Raw genomic sequence first — 19,195 nt, 5'->3', positions numbered from 1 at the left:
ACTTCAACAGGGAGATGACCATGAACAAAAGCATGCTGCCGGCCCAGCTGGCGCTACTGCTCGCACCCATGCTGGCCGAGGCCCAGACCTCGCGCATCGACCAGGTGCTGATCTACCCCGGCGGCGCCACCGTCGACCGGGTGGCTGCGGTCAAGGCCGGGGCCCGCGAGCTGCGCCTCAGCTGCCTGGGCGCACGTTTCGACCCCGAGTCGCTGCAGATCCGGGGCGAGGGTGTGGCCATCGGCGAGGTGAGCGTGCAGACCCTGCCTCGCGCCGCCCTGCCCGAATGCGCCAACTCGGCCCTGGAGCTGCGCCTGCGCGAGCTTGAGGACAACCAGGCCGGCGTCAACGCCGAGATCCAGGCCCATGAGCTGGCCCTCGGCTACCTGAAGCGCTATGGCGAAGGCGACAGCCGGGGCAGCGCAACGCCGATTGCCGGCACCGCCGAGACCCTGCGCAAGAGCGGCCTCGACAGCCTGCAGAAGCAGCAGGCCCTGCAGCGCAAGAAGGAGGAGCTCGAGCGTGCGCTGGCCCCGCTGCGCGCCGAGCTGGATCGCCAGCAGCAGGCCAATGCGCAGCTGCGAACCGTCACCATCCGCCTGAGCGCCCGCGCCGACACCGAGTTGCACCTCAGCTACCGCACGCCCTTCGCCGGCTGGGAGCCGGTCTACCGGGCTCTGCTGGACACCGACACCGGCAAGGTCCTGCTGGAGCGCCATGCGCAAGTCGCGCAGACCAGCGGCGAAGACTGGAGCAACGTGAAGCTGCGCCTCTCCACGGCCCAGCCGCGCCAGGCCACGGGCATCACGCCCCCACGGCCGTGGACGCTGGACATCCTGCCGCCCGTGGTTACCGCCAGCGCACCGCCGGTCGCGATGTATGCGGCAGCGCCTGTTGCCGAGGCCAAGGTCGCAGTCAGCGGCAGCCGCGTGCAGCAGGCCGATGTGAGCTTCGACGTGAGCGTGTTCCAGGGCGAGTTCGCGACGGAATTCGAGGTGCCTGGGCGCAGCAGCGTCAACGCCGACAACCAGCGCATCGCGCTGAGCCTCGGCAGCACAGCACTCGAAACCCGGCTGCTGGCGCGCACCCAGCCGCAGCAGGAAACGGCGGCCTATCTGGTGGCCGAGAGCAAGCGCCCGGCCGGTGTGTGGCCGGCGGGCAAGCTGCAGCTGTTCCGCGATGGCGCCTTCATGGGCCAGGGCCGGCTGCAGTTCGGCAGCGAAGAGCTGATCGACCTGTCCTTCGGCCGCGACGAGCTGGTGCGCGTGAGCGCCGACCCCGAGGCCCGCAATGCCGGCAGCGCCGGCTTCATCGGCAGCCGCGCCGAACAGAAGCGCGGCCATGTCTACCGCATCGAAAACCTGCACAAGAAGGCCTTCACCGTGCAAGTGCTGGAACCCTCGCCGGTGGCCCGCCACGAAGACATCCGCGTGCAAGCCCAGTTCGACCCCAAGCCCACCGAAGACAGCTGGCGCAAGCAGCCCGGCGTCGTCGCATGGACGCTGGAGCTCCCGCCGGGGCAGCAGCTGAAGCTGACGGCCGACTATGTGATCAGCTATCCCAAGGACGCGCGGATCGGCGGGCTGCGCTGAGCCCTTCAGGGCGCGGTCAGACCCTGACCTCGCCCTGCCCCAGCACCACCCACTTCATCGAAGTCAGGCCCTCCAGCCCCACCGGGCCGCGGGCATGGAACTTGTCGGTGGAGATGCCGATCTCGGCGCCGAGGCCGTACTCGAAGCCGTCGGCGAAGCGGGTGCTGGCATTGACCATCACGCTGGCCGAGTCGACCTCGCGCAGGAAGCGCATGGCGTTCGGGTGATTCGTCGTGAGGATCGCGTCCGTGTGGTGCGAACCATGGCGGTTGATGTGCCGGATCGCCTCGTCCAGCGAGTCGACGAGCTTGATGCTGATGACGGGCGCCAGGTACTCGGTGTCCCAGTCGGCCTCGGTGGCCACGGCCAGCTTGGCGCCGGCGATGGGGCCGAGCAGGGCCAGGCTGCGCGGGCAGCCCCGCATCTCCACGCCCTTGGCGGCGAAGACGGCGCCGATGCGCGGCAGGAAAGCCGCCGCCTGCACCGCATGCACCAAGAGCGACTCGGTCGCATTGCAGGGGCTGTACTTCTGGGTCTTGGCGTTGTCGACAACCTTCAGTGCCAGGTCGAGGTCAACCTCGGCATCGACATAGCTGTGGCAGTTGCCGTCCAGGTGCTTGATGACCGGCACCTTGGCCTCGGCACTGATGCGCTCGATCAGCCCTTTGCCACCACGCGGGATGATCACGTCCACGTACTCTGGCAGGGTGATCAGGGCACCGACGGCGGCGCGGTCGGTGGTGCCCACCAGTTGCACGGCTTCGCGCGGCAGACCGGCTTCCTCGAGCGCATCACCGACCAACTGGGCCAGTGCCTGGTTGGAGTGAATGGCCTCCGAGCCGCCGCGCAGGATGCAGGCATTGCCGCTCTTGATGGCCAGCGACGCGGCCTCGATGGTCACGTTGGGTCGGCTCTCGTAGATCATGCCGAACACGCCGAGCGGCACGCGCATCTGGCCCACGCTGATGCCCGAGGGCCGGCGCTTGACGGCGGTGATCTCGCCGATGGGGTCGGGCATGGCAGCGATCTGCTCGCAGCCTTCGGCCACGGTGGCCAGGGTCTTGGCGTCGAGTTTCAGGCGGTCGCGCATGGGCGCGTCCAGGCCCGCAGCGGCGGCGAGGTCGCGGGCATTCGCGTCCGACAAGGACGTGCCGGCTTCGCGCAGGCGCCGGGCCAACGCCAGCAGGGCCTGGTTCTTGGCGGCGGTGGAGGCGGCGGCCATCGCGGTAGCGGCGGTGCGGGCGGCGGCGCCCAGGCCGTCCATGTAGGCGTTCAGATCGGTGCTCATCGTGCGCCCATTCTCGGCGATGGGCGCCGGGCGGCGCTTCGCCTCACAGCAAGGCCAGCAGCGCCAGCCACAAAGGCGCGGTGAGCACGTACAGCACGGTGGAGAGCACGATGGCCGCCGTGGTCTCGCCCTCCAGCGTGCGGTAGCGCTGGGCAAAGATCAGCGCGTTCGAGCCCACCGGCAGCGCGCCCAGCATCACGATCACCGCCAGCGGCTGCCCGCTGAGCCCGAGGCCCCAGTGCGCCAGCACCAGCACGGTGGCCGGCAGCACCAGCAGCTTCAAGGCCACCAGGCCCAGCATGCCGCGCCAGCGCGCCGGCCAGCCGTAATAGGCCAGCGACATGCCGATCAGGGTCAGGCACAGCGGCACGACGGCCGTGCCCAGCGTGGCCAGCACCTCGTCCAGCACGGCGGGCAAGGGCAGGTTGAGGCCGTTCCAGGCCAGGCCCGCCACCACCGGCAGCACGACCGGGTGGATCACCGTGTTGCGCAGCGTGGTCTTGAGCGTGCCCATCAGGCTGGCCGGCGCATCGCGCGAGCGCTCGCGGGCCAGGTCCAGCTCGACCAGCAAGGTCAGCACGGTCAAGAGCGTCAGCGCATGCAGGCTGACCACGGTGATGTGGATGGCAAGGCCAGTCTCGCCGAACACGCCGGCCGCCACCGGCACGCCCACCTGCAAGGTGTTGCCGAACACCGTGGTGATGGCCTGCGTGGCCGGCATCGCCGCCGTGCCCTGGCCGCGCCAGCGCTGCCAGGCATAGACGGCCAGCATCAAGAGGATCACCGGCACGAAGAAGGCCAAGAGCGTGGGCCAGGGCATGACCGCGAAGTCGACCCGCGCCGTCGTGCGGAACAGCAGGGCCGGCACAAAGAGGTAGAAGGCCGCGTTGGACAGCACCCTTGCCGGGTCGCCGCCCGTGCCACCCGCCTGCGCGTCACCGAGCCAGCGCATGCGGCCGACGAACCAGCCTATGGCCACGGCGATGAAGATCGCCAGCAGCTTGTAGAAGACCATCCAGGACATGGCGGCGAGTATGCCGGCCGAGGCTTGGTGTCCGCTTGCGCAGGCGTCAGGCGGAGACCGGCACCTCGAGCTCGAAGCAGAAGCGGCTGCCCTGGCCGCGCTCGCTCTGCACCGCGATCTGGCCGCCCATCAGGCGCACCAGCTGCTGGCTGATCGAGAGGCCAAGGCCCGTGCCACCGAGGCGGCGCGCATCCTCGGAGACCTGCTCGAAGGGCTGGAACAGGCGCTCCAGCTGCTCGGGTTCGATGCCGATGCCGGTGTCGCTGACCTCAAAGCGCAGGCGCACCTGGCCCTCGCCCTGCCAGACCGGCGCGCAGCTGAGGCGCACCTCGCCGGCATCGCTGAACTTGACGCCGTTGGACAGCAGGTTCAGGAGCACCTGGCGCAGGCGCTGGCCGTCGGCGCGCACGCGGCTGGGCAGCTCGGCATGCAGGTCCAGTTGCAGGCGCAGCTGCTTCTCCTCGGCCCGCAGGCGCACGGCATCGCAGGCCACCTCGAGCAGCGCGCGCAGGTCCAGGGCCTCGCTCTGCAGGCGCACGCGGCCGGCCTCGATGCTGGCCATGTCCAGCACATCGGTGATCAGGCTCAGCAGGTGGTCGCCGGAATCGCGTATCAGGTTGACCTTGCCGATCTGGCTGGCGTTCAGGCTCGGGTCCATCTGCAGGAGCTGCGAGAAGCCGAGGATGGCGTTCAGCGGCGTGCGGAACTCGTGGCTCATCGTCGCCAGGAAGCGGCTCTTGCTCTGGCTCGCCGCCTCGGCGCGCAGCTTGGCCTGGCTCAGCTCGGCGGTGCGCTCGGCCACCAGCTCTTCCAGGTGGTCGCGGTGGCGGGTCAGCTCCTGCTCGGCGGCACGGCGCTCGCTGATGTCGCTGAGCATGCCTTCGATGCGCGGGCCGGCCGCATCGGGCACCAGATGGGCGCTGAGCTCGACCCAGCGCTGCTGGCCGTCGTGCGTGGTGATCAGGAGCGGCACCTGGGTCAGCAGCTTGTGGCGCAGCAGGGCGGCAGCCAGGCGGCGGTACTCGGGCAGCTCGATGCGGGCCAGGCGGCGCAGGCTGTGCGAATGGTCGAGCACCTGCTCGGGCCGGGCATAGCCCAGCATCTGGGCCAGCGATCGATTCAGGCGCAAGAGGCGGCCACGGGCGTCGCACTGGAAGATGCCCATGGTCGCGTTCTCGAACAGGCTGCGGTAGCGCTCTTCGCTGGCACGCAGCACCTCGGCCGAGCGCTGCAGCTGCCGGCTCATGCTGTTGAACTGCTCGGTCAGCACGCCGATCTCGTCGCGGCGCACCACCGGCGTGGTCGTGCCGAGTTCGCCCTCGGCCACGCGCTGAGCCACGGCGCCCAGCTGCGAGACCGGCAGCTTGACCAGGCGGCGTATCAAGAGCGCGCTGGTGGCGATGACGGCCAGCAACACGGCGGCCAGGATGCTGGCGACGAAGCGGCGCGACTGCGCCACGGCCTCAGCCACGTACTGGCGGGTGTAGGTGAGGCGGCCGCTGCCGACCTTGGCCGGCGCCGCCTGCGGCGCGGCCTGGTGGACGATGTCGAACTCCACCGTCAGCGGCCGCACGGCCTCGCGCTCGCGCACGCGCGTGGTGGGCTCGGCGTCCACGCCCACCGCATTCAGCTCGATGGCATGGACCTCGGGCTCGGCCATCACCGCGTCGAGGAGATTGGTGACGGCCGCCGTGTCCAGGTTCCAGATCGGGCCGGCAAACCCGCGTGCCGCCAGCTCGGCCATGCGGCCCTGGCGGCGCTGCAGGGCCTGGGTCAGCTCCTGCTCCTCTCGCTCGGTCCAGTACCAGCCCACGGCCGTCACCAGCAAAGCGGCCGCCAGCGCGATGCCGGCGGTCAGGCGGGTCTGCAGGCTGGTCGTGGGTCCGATCAAGAACGGCTCCAGAAGCTGAACGGCTGCGCGGATTGTGCAGGCAAGCGGCGGATCACGCCGCTTTGTCCGCCTTGGCCGTCGTCTTCTTGGCGGCGGCCTTCTTGGCAGCCGGCGCCTTGCCCGCCGTCTTCGCGGCACGGGGCTCGAACTCGAACATCACCTTGCCCGCCTTCTTGTCATAGGCCAGGAAGGCCTTGAACTTGCGACGGGTCTTGTTGGAGACGAAGTTCTCCAGCAGGTCCGTCTTGCCGGTGGCCAAGAGCTTCTCCATCTGCGCGGCCTCGATGGGCTGCTGCAGGATGATCTTGCCGCTCTTGAAGTCGCAGCTCACGCTCGCGCCGACGGCATGCTCGCAAACATAGTTGCTGCCATGCTCGAACACGCGGCCCTGGCATTTGGGGCAGGCGCCCAGCGGCGTCTGCGCGCCAAAGTCGACCGGCTCGCCATCGCCTTCGGCCTTCTTGGCGTCCTCGCCGAAGTCGAACTCCAGCTTCCAGTTCTGGATCTCTTCGTCGAACACCAGGGCCAACTCGGCCGTGAAAGGCCAGCCCGCCTTGGAGCGGAAGCCTTCCAGCGGGCCGATCTTCTTGTTCGCCAGGAACTGTTCGACTTCGTGCAGCTCGAAGCTGCGGCCGCCCGGGATCTTGCCGATGGAGAAACCGCAACCCTCGGCATCACCCGATTTGCCGGTGCAGGTGAAGCGGCGGTAGTTCTCCTTCACCACGCCGCCACACTTGGGGCAGGGCGTCTTCAGCGTCGCGTAGTCGCCGGGGATGGTGTCGCGGTCGTACTCCTTGGCCTTGCGCACGACCTTCTCGGTCATCGCGGCAATCTCGGCCATGAAGGCATCGCGGCCGAGGCGGCCCTTCTCCATCTCGGCCAGCTTCTGCTCCCAGTTGCCGGTCAGCTCAGGTCTCGTCAGGTCTTCGATGTCGAGGCCGCGCAAGAGCGTCATCAGCTGGAAGGCCTTGGCCGTGGGGATCAGCTCGCGGCCTTCGCGGATCATGTATTTCTCGGTGATCAGGCCTTCGATGGTGGCGGCGCGCGTGGCTGGCGTGCCCAGGCCCTTCTCGGCCATGGCTTCGCGCAGCTCGTCGTCGTCGATCAGCTTGCCCGCGCCTTCCATGGCGGAGAGCAGCGTGGCTTCGCTGTAGCGGGCCGGTGGCTTGGTCTGCAGGGCTTTCACGTCCACGCTCTCGGTGGCCACCATCTCGCCCGGCTGCACCGCCACGAGGTTGACGCCGCTGGCTTCGCTGTCGTCGTTCTGGGCTTCCTTGCCGTAGATGGCCAACCAGCCAGGCTTCACCAGCACCTTGCCGTTCGTCTGGAAGGCGAATTCCTTGCCTGCCGCCTTCACGGTGGAGATGCGGGTCGTGACCTGGAATTCGGCCGGCGGGAAGAACACGGCCAGGAAGCGCTTGACCACCAGGTCGTAGAGCTTGGCCTCGATCTCGTTGAGGCCCTTGGCCGGCTGCAACGTCGGGATGATGGCGAAGTGGTCCGAGACCTTGGCGTTGTCAAAGACCTTCTTGAGGGGCTTGATGTAGCCGTTCTGCAGCGCCGTCTTGGCATGCGGCGCCAGCAGGCCGCCCTCGTCGGCCAGCATCTCGGCCGTCTGCTTGGCCACGGCCAGGTAGTCCTCGGGCAGGTAGCGCGAGTCGGTACGCGGGTAGGTCAGGACCTTGTGCTTTTCATACAGGGCCTGGGCCAGCGACAGCGTGGTCTTGGCTGAGAAACCGAAGCGCGAGTTGGCCTCGCGCTGCAGCGTGGTCAGGTCGTAGAGGCCGGGGCTGGCCTGGTTGCTGGGCTTGCTTTCTTCGGTGACCGAAGCGGGCTGGCCCTTGACGGCCGAGGCGATGGCATCGGCTTCCGCCTTGGTCCAGACACGGTCGGCACGCTGCTCGGCGTCTTCCGGGTTCTTCTTCCACTTGGGGTCGAACCACTTGCCCTCGTACTGGCCGGCCTGCGCGTCGAAGGTGCTGCGCACTTCCCAGTAGTCGCGGTAGATGTGCTTGCGGATCTTTTCTTCACGCTCCACCACGATGGACAGCGTCGGCGTCTGCACCCGGCCCACGGTGGTCAGGAAGAAGCCGCCGTCGCGTGAGTTGAAGGCCGTCATCGCGCGGGTGCCGTTGATGCCCACCAGCCAGTCGGCCTCGGAGCGGCAGCGTGCGGCATCGGCCAGCGGCAGCATCTGCGCGTCGCTGCGCAGCTTCTCGAAGCCCTCGCGGATCGCGGCCGGCGTCATCGACTGCAGCCACAGCCGCGTGACCGGCTTCGTGATCGCAGCCTTGGCCGTGCCGGCGTATTGCAGGATCAAACGGAAGATCAGCTCACCCTCGCGGCCCGCGTCACAGGCGTTGATCAGGCTGGTGACGTCCTTGCGGCGGATCAGCTTGACCAGGGCGTTGAGCCGGCCCTTGCTCTTGTCGATCGGGTTCAGGTCGAAGTGCGGCGGGATCACCGGCAGGTTGGCGAAGCTCCACTTGCCGCGCTTGACGTCGAATTCTTCCGGCGCCTTGATCTCGACCAGGTGGCCCACGGCCGAGCTGACCACGTAGCCCTCGCTCTCGTAGTACTCGTCGTGCTTCTCGAACTTGCCCGCGGTGGGCGTGAGCGCGCGCACGATGTCCTGGGCCACGCTGGGCTTCTCGGCAATGATCAGTGACTTGCTCATGACTCTTTCATTTTTACGACAGCACAGCGGCACCCTTGGCGACGCTGCCTACAATCCGGCCTCGCGTACGCGCGCCTACGCGCACGCACACCCATGAATTCAATGTAACCACAAGACTCGATGACGCAAGACGCCGCCCCGAAAACCTCCCGCCGCATCCAGGTCAGGCAATCAGGGGTCCATGGGCGCGGAGTCTATGCCGTTGCCGAGATCGAGGCCGGCAAAACCATCATCGAGTACACCGGCGAGAGGATCGACTGGCCCGAGGCGCTGCGCCGCCACCCGCACGATCCCAAGCAGCCGGACCACACCTTCTACTTCCACATCGAGGGCGGCCAGGTCATCGACGCCCTCTTCGGCGGCAACAGCTCGCGCTGGATCAACCACAGCTGCGACCCGAACTGCGAGGCCGAAGAAACGCCGGAGGGCCGGGTCTTCATCAAGGCGCTGCGCGACCTGCTGCCGGGCGAGGAGCTGTTCTATGACTACGGCCTTGTCATCGAAGAGCGCTACACGCCCAAGCTGAAGAAGCAGTTCGCCTGCCATTGCGGCAGCGCCGTCTGCCGTGGCACGATGCTGGCGCCCAAACGCTGAGACCATCCAGACCACCCCGATGAACCCAAGCCCAGCCGCACACCTGAACTGGAGCGCCGAAGCGCTCTGGCAGGAACTCGAACCGCTGCTGCCGGGCCTCTCCATCGAGGTGCTGGCCCGCTGTGGCTCTACCAACACCGAGCTGCTGGAGCGCCTGCGCCAGAGCGGCGACGAGCACGCCAGCGGAGCCAGCAGCGCACGCGGCCAGGCCCGCCGCAGCCATGACCTGCAGCCCTGCCTGCTGGTGGCCGAGCACCAGACCCAAGGCCGTGGCCGCATGGGCCGCAGCTGGATCGCCAGCCCCGGTGCCTCGCTGACCTTCTCGCTGGCCCTGCCCATGGCCCTGGCCGACACGGCCGGCCTGTCGCTGGCCGTGGGCACGGTGCTGGCCGACGCGCTGGAGCCGCCCACCGAGGGCGCGCTGCGCATCGGCCTCAAGTGGCCCAACGACCTCTGGCTCGACGGCCGCAAGCTCGGCGGCATCCTGATCGAAACGGTGCCCACAGGCGGCCAGCGCATGGTCATCATCGGCATCGGCCTCAACATCCTGGCCGAGGGCAAGCCGGTCGAGGGCCATGCCTTTGCCACCGGTTTTGCCAGCCTGGACGAGCTCTATCCGGGCATCAGCGCCCCGCGCGCGCTGGCCCTGCTGGCCCGCCCCCTGGTCAGCCTGCTGGCCGGCTATGCGGCGCAAGGCCTAGCCCCGCAGCTGCCGGCCTACCAGCGCCGCGACCTGCTGCGCGGCCAGCTGATCAGCGCCGGCGGCCTCGAAGGCCTGGGCGCCGGCGTCAATGCAGAGGGCGAGCTGCTGATGCAGACCGGCAGCGGCGCGCCTCAGGTGATCAGCGGCGGCGAGGTCACGGTCCGATTCGCCCCCGAGGAACCTCACTGATGCTGCGTGCCCTGCTCGTTCTGCTCTTGCTGGCCAATGCGGCCTTCTTCTCCTGGACCCAGGGCTGGCTGGACGGCGTGACCGGCGTGCGCGCCAGCGGCGAACGCGAGCCCGAGCGCTTGCAAAAGGCCAAGACGCCGGAGCGCATCAGCCTCCTGAACCCGCAGGCCGCCGCCGCGCTGCAGCTGACGGCCTGCATCGAGATCGGCCCGGTCAAGGGCGAGGCCGCGCTGCAGCAGGTGCAAAGCTCGCTGGAGCGTGCCGGCATCGCGCCGGGCAGCTACGAATTGAAGGCCGACGACGCGCAGGCCGGCCAATGGGGCGTGGTCACCATCAAGCTGACCAGCAAGGATTTCCGCGAGCGCAAGGAAGAGACCTACAAGCGCCTCAAGGTGCCCTACGAGCCCCTGCCCGGCATGCCCGAGGAGCAGCCCAGCCTGCTGCTCAGCCGCCATGCCTCCGAGAAAGCCGCCGAGGCGGCACTGGAGGCCTTCTCGCAACGTGCGCTGAAGGGTCTGCGCGTGCTGCAGCTGCAAAAGGCTGAAGCCAGCCACAAGCTGCGCTTCGAGGCCGCCGATGGCGCCCTGCAAGCCCAGTTGCGCACGCTGGCCGCCCGAGAGTTCGGCGGGCCCGGCCTCACGAGCTGCGTGGCCTCGGCCGGCGTGGCCGCAGCCTCCGCCGCTTCAGTCGCTTCAGCTGCGAGCCGCTGAAGCGGAGCGCGACCGGCCCAGCAGCAAGCCGGCCAGCACCAAGCCCAGCAACCACAGCGGGCTGGTCGCTCCACCACCGCCGCCGCCGCCGCTCGAGGTGGCCGGCGGGGTCACCACCACCGGCGCCGTCGTCACATTGAAGCTCGTGGCCGCACCGGCATACACGGCGCCGAGGTTGTCGGTCACCGTCACCCGCGCCACGAAGCTGCCGGTGCCCGTGGGCGTCACGGTGGCCGAGGCGGCATTGCTGCCCGAGCTGAAGGTGGTGACGATGCCACCGTCGTCCAGGATCACCCAGCTGTAGCCGGCCACCGTGCGACCCGCCGGCAGGCCGCTGGCCGTGGCCGTCAGCGTGCCGGACTGGCCCGAGTACAGGCTGGCCGCGTTGCTCGCCTGCACCGTGACGCCCGAGGGCGCTGCCGCAGCGGCCACGGCCATGGCCGCGTCCAGCATGCCGGCGCCACAGGTGCTCAGCGTGCAGTAGCACTCGTTCTGATCGGTGGTGCTGGGAGCCACGCAACGGGGCGCGCCATCGGCCCCGCCCGATTTGACGAAGGCGCGCGTGGTGTTCTTCATGAGATCGGTCAGTGTCGCCACCGTCAGCGTCGGCCGCACCGAGAACATCAGCGCCGCCGTGCCCGCCACGATGGGCGCCGAGAAGCTGGTGCCGTAGGAGACCTGGCCATCGGTGTAGGCATCGTCCCCCGCCACCGGCGTGGTCGTGCCGCTGTTGGTCAGGCTCAGCATCGGATACAGGCAGGGCAGGTTGCTGCTGGTGTTGACGCAGTTGCCGCCCGGCGCGCTGATCGTGACCTCGCTGCCCAGGGCCGAGAAGGCCACCTTGTCTCCGGCATGGCGCAGCCCGGTGACGGCGATCACGCCCGGGCAGTTGCCGGGAATGTCCACCGCCTTGCCATAACTGTTGCCGGCGGCGGCCACGACCACGGCGCCCTTGGCCATGATGTCGTTGATCACCGAGCGGTAGAGCGCGCCGGTCGAATCCGTGGCGGCACAGCTGCCGGCGCCGCCGAGGCTCATGTTCAGCACACGGGCCGGGTTGGGATTGGTGGGCACCGAGGGCACGGAGATGCCGGCCGCCCACTTCATGCCGGCCAGGATGTCGGAGTCGTAGCCGCCGCATTTGCCCAGCACCCGCACCGGCAGGATCATGCTGCCCCAGGCCATGCCGGCAATGCCCCGGCCGTTGTTGCTGGCCGCGCCTATCAGGCCGGCGACGCGCGTGCCGTGCCAGCTGCTGTTGCTGATGTCGTCGCTCGTACAGCTGCTGCCGAGCTTGCCACCGGTGATGTCGGCCTGCGAGACCCAGTCGCCCGGATCGTTGGCATCGCCGTCTGCGGCATTGCCATCATTGGCCGTCGCAATGGCCTCGGCCGAACCCGGGAAGGCGTAGCCGATCATGTCGTAGCCAGGCAGCAGCTTGCCGGCCAGGTCCGGATGGTCCAGGCGCACGCCGGTGTCGAGCACGGCCACCACCACAGAGGCGCTGCCGGTCGTGATGTCCCAGGCCGCCGGCGCATTGACGCTGGACACCACACCATTGCCCGGCGGCTTCAAGTACCACTGGCCCACGGCCGGCAGGCCGCCGCGACCGGTCACGTAGAGCGGGTCATTCGGCAAGGCCGAAGCGCGGCGGCGGTGATCCACCGCCACCAGCTCGATTTCGCTGTCAGCGGCCAGGCGCTTGGCCAGCTCGGCCGAGCTGATGCCCGAGGCCAGCATCACATGGGTGCGCTCGTCCAGGCTGCGTGCGCCAATCAGGTTGCGGCCGACACGCTGGCCGAGGCTGCGGGCCCGCGACTCGACGATCTGGCGCACATCGGATTCACGGGCGTTGGCCGCCAGGGCCCGCAGCTTGACGCTGGGCGCCTGGGCCTTGAAGCGCACGATCACACGGGCCGATTCCTCGGTGGCCGCGTGGCTCGCGCTGCTGAACGTGAAGGCGAGGCCCAGACAGGCCAGCAGTTGCTTGGTAGCGGATTTCATCGAAACGCCTCGGGAGCTTGTTCGCAATGCCCGCAGTGTAGGAGCGCAGCTCGCAGCCCACTGTGAAGAAAGGCAATCGCTTCCACGCTTGACCGACACAATGAAAAAGCCCCGCAGAGCGGGGCTTTTCAGAGGCAGCGAGGACGCTGATCAGGCAGCGACGACGCGCACCATCTCCAGCACCTTGTTCGAATAGCCCCACTCGTTGTCGTACCAGGACACCAGCTTCACGAAGGTGGAGTCCAGGGCGATGCCGGCCTCGGCGTCGAAGATCGAGGTGCGCGAGTCGCCGCGGAAGTCGGTGGCGACGACCTTGTCGGTCGTGTAGCCCAGCACGCCCTTCAGCGCGCCTTCCGACTGCGACTTCATCTCGGCACAGATCTCGGCATAGGTGGCCGGGTTGTTCAGCTCGACGGTCAGGTCGACCACCGACACGTCGCTGGTCGGCACGCGGAAGCTCATGCCGGTCAGCTTCTTGTTCAGCTCGGGGATCACCACGCCCACGGCCTTGGCAGCGCCGGTGCTCGAGGGAATGATGTTCTCGAGGATGCCGCGGCCGCCGCGCCAGTCCTTGTTGCTCGGGCCGTCGACGGTCTTCTGGGTGGCGGTGGCGGCATGCACCGTGGTCATCAGGCCGCGCTTGATGCCCCACTTGTCGTTCAGCACCTTGGCCAGCGGGGCCAGGCAGTTGGTGGTGCAGGAAGCGTTCGAGATGATGGCCTGACCGGCGTAGGTCTTGTGGTTGACGCCGTAGACGAACATCGGCGTGTCGTCCTTGGACGGGGCCGAGAACACCACCTTCTTGGCGCCGGCGGCCAGGTGCTTCTCGCCGCTGGCCTTGTCCAGGAACAGGCCCGTGGCCTCGACGACGATGTCGGCGCCGACTTCGTTCCACTTCAGCTCGCTCGGGTCCTTCACGGCGGTCAGGCGGATGCGCTGGCCATTGACGATCAGGGTGTTGCCGTCGACCGAGACTTCACCGTCGAACTTGCCGTGCACGCTGTCGTACTTGAGCATGTAGGCCAGGTAATCGGGCTCCAGCAGGTCGTTGATGCCAACGACTTCCACGTCCTTGAAGTTGGCGATGGCGGCACGGAACACCATGCGGCCGATGCGGCCGAAGCCGTTGATACCGATCTTGATCGTCATGAGGAAAGCTCCAGGGTATTGAGAATTCTTGCGGCCCCGCGGTGCGTCAGGCGCCCGGGACGGCGAAGCCGCAAGGATACCCGGTCGGCGGGAGCTCCCCGGTTACAAGGAGCCGTCAGGACGCATTGGCCGGCAGCTGGAGGTAGCCGCAAGGCACTTCGATGCGCAGCGTTTCCCCCATCAGCTGCTCGACCACGCGGCCGGAGAACTTCAGCTCCTGCGAGGCCAGCCAGGCCAGGAAGATGGCCCGGTTCGGGTCGCGCCGCCCCAGCTCGCGCACCTGGTTGGCGCGCGCCGGCTGCATCGAGATCCATTCAAGCGCAAAGGGGCAGGACATGGTCTTGAAGTCGAAGCTGACGGTCTGCTTGGCGATGTCCTTCAGGCTGGCCAGGAAGTTGGGCAGATCGACCTCGCGCTGGCGGAAACCCGCCGGCTTGGCATTGCCCAGGGTCTGGATGAAGCTCTGCTGGAAACGGTAGGGCCGGTCACCCGCGCGCCGGCAGGGCATGCGGTAGCTGGCCACGTAGTCGCGCACCACCCCCTCGACGCGGCTCGAACCGTTGGAATAGATGATGTCGACCTTGGGCGGCTCGCTGCCGTCGCCTTCGAAGCTGGCCACGACCAGCACCTTGGACACCTTCTGCTCGATGTAGGAGGAAATGCCTTCGGGGCCCTGGCGCGGCATCACCAGGCAGCTGGCGGCCAGCTCGGGCCGCTGCTCCAGCGCATGCAGGCTGCCGGGATCGCGGTCGAAGCGAAATTCCTGCACCGCCACCACCGGCTCCTGCCCCGGCGCCATGCAGGGCAGGCGGTAGCTGCGCAGGTAGTCGTAGACGACGTCCTGCATGGACTCGCTGGCGGTATTGGCCAGGGGTTCGACCAGGGGCGGCTTGTCGGGTGCCACAAACTTCAGCTGGACCCGCAGCAGGCCGGTGTGGCGCCGCTCGTCGCCCGAGGGGTAGCTCGGCGGCTTCTCGCGCCGGCTCAGGCAGCTCAGCAACTGGGCCGCGGCCGGGTCCGGCAGCAAGGTCGCGGCGGCGGCCGGCCCCTGCACAAGCACCAGCAGCGCGCAGGCCGCCAACCAGGGCGCCAGGAGGCGCCCGAGCTTGGTCTTCATCATCGGTAGGAACTCCCTGGACGCGGCCATGGGCAGGCCGCTTGCAGGGCGCATTCTGAGCGATGCGCCGCTGCCGCCCCGGGAAAGTTCGCCGATCGACTCGGGATTTACCCCTTCTTGAGGACCACGCGCACCGTATCGGCCACGTTCTCCGGCGTGAAGCCGAAGTGCTGGAACAGCACCGGGGCCGGGGCTGACTCGCCGTAGCTGTCGATGCCGACGACGGCGGCACAGCCGTACTTCCACCAGTAGTCGCTAACGCCCATCTCGACGGCCACGCGCGGCACGCCTTCCGGCAGCACCGAGGACTTGTACTTGCGGTCCTGGCGGTCGAACACGGTCGTCGAGGGCATGGAGACCACGCGCACGGCGATGCCGCTCTTGGCCAGCTGGGCTTGCGCATGCAGGGCCAGCTGCACTTCGGAGCCGGTGGCGATGATGACGGCTTGCGCCTTCTTCTTCAGGCCCACTTCGCTCGGTTCGGCCAGCACGTAGCCGCCCTTGGCGATGTCGTCCACGGCCGTCTTCGGCGCGTAGGGCAGGTTCTGGCGCGACAGGGCCAGCACGCTGGGGCGCTGGGCATTGCCGATGGCCATGGTCCAGGCGACCACGGTCTCGGTGGTGTCGGCCGGGCGCCAGACGTCGAGGCCGGGGATCAGGCGCAGCGAGGCCACATGCTCGATGGACTGGTGGGTCGGGCCGTCTTCGCCGAGGCCGATGGAGTCGTGCGTGAACACATGGATGACGCGCTGCTTCATCAGCGCGGCCATGCGGATCGCATTGCGGCTGTAGTCGCTGAACGTGAGGAAGGTGCCGCCGTAGGGGATGTAGCCGCCGTGCAGGGCCACGCCGTTCATGATGGCGGCCATGCCGAACTCGCGCACGCCGTAGTTGATGTGGCGGCCGCCATTGGGCACGCCGGCTGCGTCAAAGCGCAGGGCCGGGGTGGACTTGGTGTTGGTCAGGTTGGAGCCGGTCAGGTCGGCCGAGCCCCCGAGCAGCTCGGGCAGGGCGGCGGTGAAGTCTTCCAGCGCCAGCTGGCTGGCCTTGCGGCTGGCCACGGTCTGCGCTTCGGTGTGAGCTTTGACGACAGCGTCGACAGCGGTCTGCGCGAAGTTGGCCGGCAGCACGCCCGCCATGCGGCGCGTGAACTCGGCCGCCAGCTCAGGGAAGGCCTCGGCATAGGCGTCGAACTGAGCGTCCCAATCGGCTTCGAGGTTGGCGCCCTCGGTCTTGGCGTCCCAGGCCTCGTACACCTCCTTGGGCACGACGAAGGGCGCATGCTCCCAGCCCAGGGCTTCGCGGGTCAGCTTGATTTCTTCGGCACCCAGGGCCTCACCGTGCGCCTTGGCCGTGCCGGCGCGGTTGGGGCTGCCCTTGCCGATGGTGGTCTTGGCGATGATCAGCGTGGGCTTGGTCTCGCTCATCTTGGCCTTGGCGATGGCCGTGTCCACCGCATTGACGTCGTGGCCATCCACCGGGCCGATCACGTTCCAGCCATAGGCCTGGAAGCGCTGGGCGGTGTTGTCGATGAACCAGGGCTGGACCTGGCCGTCGATGGAGATGCCGTTGTCGTCGTAGATGGCGATCAGCTTGTTCAGCTTCCAGGCGCCAGCCAGGGCGCAGGCCTCGTGGCTGATGCCTTCCATCAGGCAGCCGTCGCCCAGGAAGGCGTAGGTGTGGTGGTCGACGATGGCGTGGTCTTCGCGGTTGAATTCCTTGGCCAGCAGCTTCTCGGCCAGCGCCAGGCCCACGGCATTGGTGATGCCCTGGCCCAGCGGGCCGGTGGTGGTTTCAACGCCGGGGGTGATGCCCACTTCGGGGTGGCCCGGGGTCTTGCTGTGCAGCTTGCGGAAGTTCTTCAACTCGCCGATGGGCAGCTCGTAGCCGGTCAGGTGCAGGAGCGCATAAATCAGCATCGAGCCGTGGCCGTTGGACAGCACGAAGCGGTCGCGGTCGGCCCAGTGCGGATTGGCCGGGTTGTGGCGCAGATGGCGGGCCCACAGCGCCACCGAGATCTCGGCCATGCCCATGGGCGCGCCGGGGTGGCCGGAGTTGGCTTCCTGCACGGCATCCATGGCCAGTGCGCGGATGGCGTTGGCCATCAAGGTGGTGGTGCGGGCAGCGGTGTCGGCCATGGTGTGCGGAGGTGGAAGTTGTGGGGTAAACCCGGCATTTTACGTGGACCGCTGCGGACCTCGATTCCGTGGCTTGATCCAGGGCAAAGCCGGGTGGCACGCGCAGGCGCAGGCTAGCGCCATGAACCCGCTGACCCTGCGCGTGATCCGCGATGAGCATCGTGCCCTCGCCGCCATGCTGCGCTCCATTCCCCTGCTGCTGGCCGAACATCGCCGCCACGACCGCCTGCCCGATTTCGCAGCGCTGCGCGCCATGCTGTTCTATGTCGACGAGTTCCCCGAGCGGCTGCATCACCCGAAGGAGAGCGAGTTGCTATTCCCCAAATTACGCGCACGCGTACCCGGGGTCCGCGACATCCTCGACCGGCTGGATCAGGACCATGCGCGCGGCGAACGGGCCGTGCGCGATCTCGAGCACAGCTTGCTCGGGTTCGAGATGCTCGGCGTCGTGCGTCGCGACGCCTTTGAACGGCAGTTGCATCGGTATGTGGACGCCTACCTGCGGCACATGGAGCTTGAGGAGCGGGAGATCCTGCCGCTGGCGCTGCAGGTGCTCAGCGCCGAGGACTGGGCAGAACTGGACGCGGCCTTCGAAGCCAACCGCGACCCCTTCACCGGTCACGCGCCGGGCGCGGAGTACCAGGACCTGTTCCGCAAGATCGTTGCGGCCCTGCCCGCACCGATCGGCGTCGGACCGGCGCTTTGAGGCCCTGGATTCGTGCGGCATATTGCACGAATCACATTGATCATTTTTATCGTTTAAATCAAATATAGGGCATGCTGAGCCCAGGCCGAATCTTGTTGGCCTGCACATCCGACCCGGAGGCTTTCATGTCCACGCCCAAGCCAGCCACGATCCTGTTCGTCGATGACGAGCCCTCGATCCTGAGCGCCCTCAACCGCCTGTTCCGCCCGCAGGGCTATCGCGTCCTGATGGCCGAAAGCGGCGAGAACGGCCTGGCCCTGCTGCAACGCGAACAGGTCGACCTGGTGGTGTCCGACATGCGCATGCCCGGCATGGACGGCGCGGCCTTCCTGGCAGAGACCCGCCGCCGCCACCCCGAGATCGGCCGCATCCTGCTGACCGGCTATGCCGACATCACGGCGACCATCGCCGCCATCAACGAGGGCGCCATCGAACGCTATGTCGCCAAGCCCTGGAACGATGCCGAGCTGAGCCTCGCCGTGCGGGACGCGGTCGAACGCCTCACGCTGAAGCGCGAGCACGAGCGCCTGACCGCCCTGGTCCGGCAGCAGAACGTGGAGCTCGAGCAACGGGTCGCCGAGCGCACCGCTGAACTCGCCCAGGCCAACACCAAGCTCAGCGAGAACTTCCAGCTCTCCATTCAGGTGTTCGCCAGTCTGCTCGAGCTGCGCAACCAGGGTTCGGCCGGCCACTCCCGCCAGGCAGCCGAGCTCGCCCGCCGCGTGGCGGCGGCTCTGGAGCTGGAACCCTCGCTGCAGGAGGAGGTCCACGCCGCCGCGCTGCTGCATGAAATCGGCAAGATCGGCCTGCCCGATGCGCTGCTGCAAAAGCCCGAGTCGCTGATGACGCCCGAGGAACTGGGTCGCTACCGCAAGTACCCGATGACCGGCGAGTCGGCCCTGCTTCCCCTGACCGACCTGCACAACGTCGCCCATCTGGTGCGTTCGCACCAGGAGCGCTTCGATGGCCGGGGCTTCCCCGACGGCCTGGCCGGCCTGCAGGTACCGGTGGCAGCTCAGGTCGTCGGCATCGCCGTGACCTACCAGAACCTGCTGGACGGACGCGCCTCGCCGCGCCGCCACAGCCCTGACGACGCACGAGGCATGCTCACAGGCATGGCAGGGGCGCGCTACGCTCCGGCCGTGGTTCAGGCCCTGCTCAAGGTGCTCAACACCGCGCCGGAGCCTGCGGCGGCGACCGACCGGGAGCTTGGCTTGCATGAGCTGCAGGCCGGCATGGTGCTCTCACGCGACCTGCTGAGCCCCCACGGCATGCTGCTGCTGGCCAAGGGCCATGTGTTCAGCGCCCGCGTGATCGAGCAGCTGCGGGACCTGGCTCAGCGGCACGACCAGAAACTGCGGCTGCACGTCGAGCTCGCCTCCATCCCGGTCGCAGAACCCGCCTGATCCGAGG

14 protein-coding genes are annotated in these 19,195 nt (G+C 68.2%); 6 read left to right on the top strand and 8 right to left on the bottom strand.

Annotation, left to right across the window (positions count from 1 at the left end; all coding sequences use genetic code 11):
• The first annotated feature begins 20 nt into the window (after positions 1-20).
• On the top strand, positions 21-1,592 hold the full coding sequence (locus J7U46_RS17645; RefSeq protein WP_282828185.1) for a DUF4139 domain-containing protein: 1,572 nt from the start codon (positions 21-23) through the stop codon (positions 1,590-1,592).
• Between the two features lie 16 nt (positions 1,593-1,608).
• On the opposite strand, the gene J7U46_RS17640 is transcribed toward J7U46_RS17645, so the two are convergent.
• Genes J7U46_RS17640 through J7U46_RS17625 form a run of 4 tightly spaced genes read right to left on the bottom strand, consistent with a single transcriptional unit; the run spans position 1,609 to position 8,472 of the window.
• The gene (locus J7U46_RS17640; protein WP_282828183.1) at positions 1,609-2,880 is read right to left on the bottom strand and encodes a glutamate-5-semialdehyde dehydrogenase; all 1,272 of its coding nucleotides are present in this window, start codon (positions 2,878-2,880) and stop codon (positions 1,609-1,611) included.
• A gap of 43 nt (positions 2,881-2,923) precedes the next feature.
• Positions 2,924-3,904: an AEC family transporter gene (locus J7U46_RS17635; protein ID WP_282828181.1), complete on the bottom strand. Its 981-nt coding sequence runs from the start codon at positions 3,902-3,904 to the stop codon at positions 2,924-2,926.
• Between the two features lie 46 nt (positions 3,905-3,950).
• Entirely contained in the window at positions 3,951-5,795 is a 1,845-nt protein-coding gene (locus tag J7U46_RS17630) for an ATP-binding protein (RefSeq protein ID WP_282828179.1), read from the bottom strand.
• Positions 5,796-5,847: 52 nt separating this feature from the next.
• On the bottom strand, positions 5,848-8,472 hold the full coding sequence (locus tag J7U46_RS17625; protein WP_282828177.1) for a DNA topoisomerase III: 2,625 nt from the start codon (positions 8,470-8,472) through the stop codon (positions 5,848-5,850).
• Positions 8,473-8,592: 120 nt separating this feature from the next.
• Here J7U46_RS17625 and J7U46_RS17620 point away from each other — a divergent pair, with 120 nt between their 5' ends.
• Genes J7U46_RS17620 through J7U46_RS17610 form a run of 3 tightly spaced genes read left to right on the top strand, consistent with a single transcriptional unit; the run spans position 8,593 to position 10,668 of the window.
• Positions 8,593-9,066, top strand: a complete 474-nt coding sequence (locus tag J7U46_RS17620; protein WP_282828175.1) for an SET domain-containing protein-lysine N-methyltransferase — start codon at positions 8,593-8,595, stop codon at positions 9,064-9,066.
• A gap of 19 nt (positions 9,067-9,085) precedes the next feature.
• Positions 9,086-9,958 carry a biotin--[acetyl-CoA-carboxylase] ligase gene (locus tag J7U46_RS17615; RefSeq protein WP_282828173.1) on the top strand — a complete coding sequence of 291 codons (873 nt, stop codon included), beginning with the start codon at positions 9,086-9,088 and terminating at the stop codon, positions 9,956-9,958.
• Entirely contained in the window at positions 9,958-10,668 is a 711-nt protein-coding gene (locus J7U46_RS17610) for a hypothetical protein (protein WP_282828171.1), read from the top strand. Before J7U46_RS17615 ends, J7U46_RS17610 begins: the two co-directional genes overlap by 1 nt.
• On the opposite strand, the gene J7U46_RS17605 is transcribed toward J7U46_RS17610, so the two are convergent.
• From J7U46_RS17605 to tkt, 4 genes are all read right to left on the bottom strand, one after another.
• Positions 10,651-12,672 carry a S8 family serine peptidase gene (locus J7U46_RS17605; protein ID WP_282828169.1) on the bottom strand — a complete coding sequence of 674 codons (2,022 nt, stop codon included), beginning with the start codon at positions 12,670-12,672 and terminating at the stop codon, positions 10,651-10,653. The genes J7U46_RS17610 and J7U46_RS17605 overlap by 18 nt on opposite strands.
• A 150-nt stretch (positions 12,673-12,822) precedes the next feature.
• Complete coding sequence (gene gap, locus J7U46_RS17600; protein ID WP_282828167.1) at positions 12,823-13,821, bottom strand: type I glyceraldehyde-3-phosphate dehydrogenase; 999 nt, start codon at positions 13,819-13,821, stop codon at positions 12,823-12,825.
• A 115-nt stretch (positions 13,822-13,936) separates the two neighbouring features.
• Positions 13,937-14,941 (bottom strand): hypothetical protein, encoded by a 1,005-nt coding sequence (locus tag J7U46_RS17595; RefSeq protein WP_282828166.1) that lies wholly within the window; start codon positions 14,939-14,941, stop codon positions 13,937-13,939.
• A gap of 104 nt (positions 14,942-15,045) precedes the next feature.
• Entirely contained in the window at positions 15,046-17,076 is a 2,031-nt protein-coding gene (tkt, locus tag J7U46_RS17590) for a transketolase (protein ID WP_282828164.1), read from the bottom strand.
• A gap of 121 nt (positions 17,077-17,197) precedes the next feature.
• Between tkt and J7U46_RS17585 the strand changes: the two genes are divergently transcribed.
• The gene (locus J7U46_RS17585; protein WP_282828162.1) at positions 17,198-17,782 is read left to right on the top strand and encodes a hemerythrin domain-containing protein; all 585 of its coding nucleotides are present in this window, start codon (positions 17,198-17,200) and stop codon (positions 17,780-17,782) included.
• A 125-nt stretch (positions 17,783-17,907) separates the two neighbouring features.
• Positions 17,908-19,188 carry an HD domain-containing phosphohydrolase gene (locus tag J7U46_RS17580; RefSeq protein ID WP_282828160.1) on the top strand — a complete coding sequence of 427 codons (1,281 nt, stop codon included), beginning with the start codon at positions 17,908-17,910 and terminating at the stop codon, positions 19,186-19,188.
• Positions 19,189-19,195 lie beyond the last annotated feature (7 nt).

It is taken from the genome of Pelomonas sp. V22 (genome assembly GCF_030014915.1).
GTDB lineage: Bacteria > Pseudomonadota > Gammaproteobacteria > Burkholderiales > Burkholderiaceae_C > JAUASW01.
This window is presented reverse-complemented; position numbering and strand designations above follow the sequence as displayed.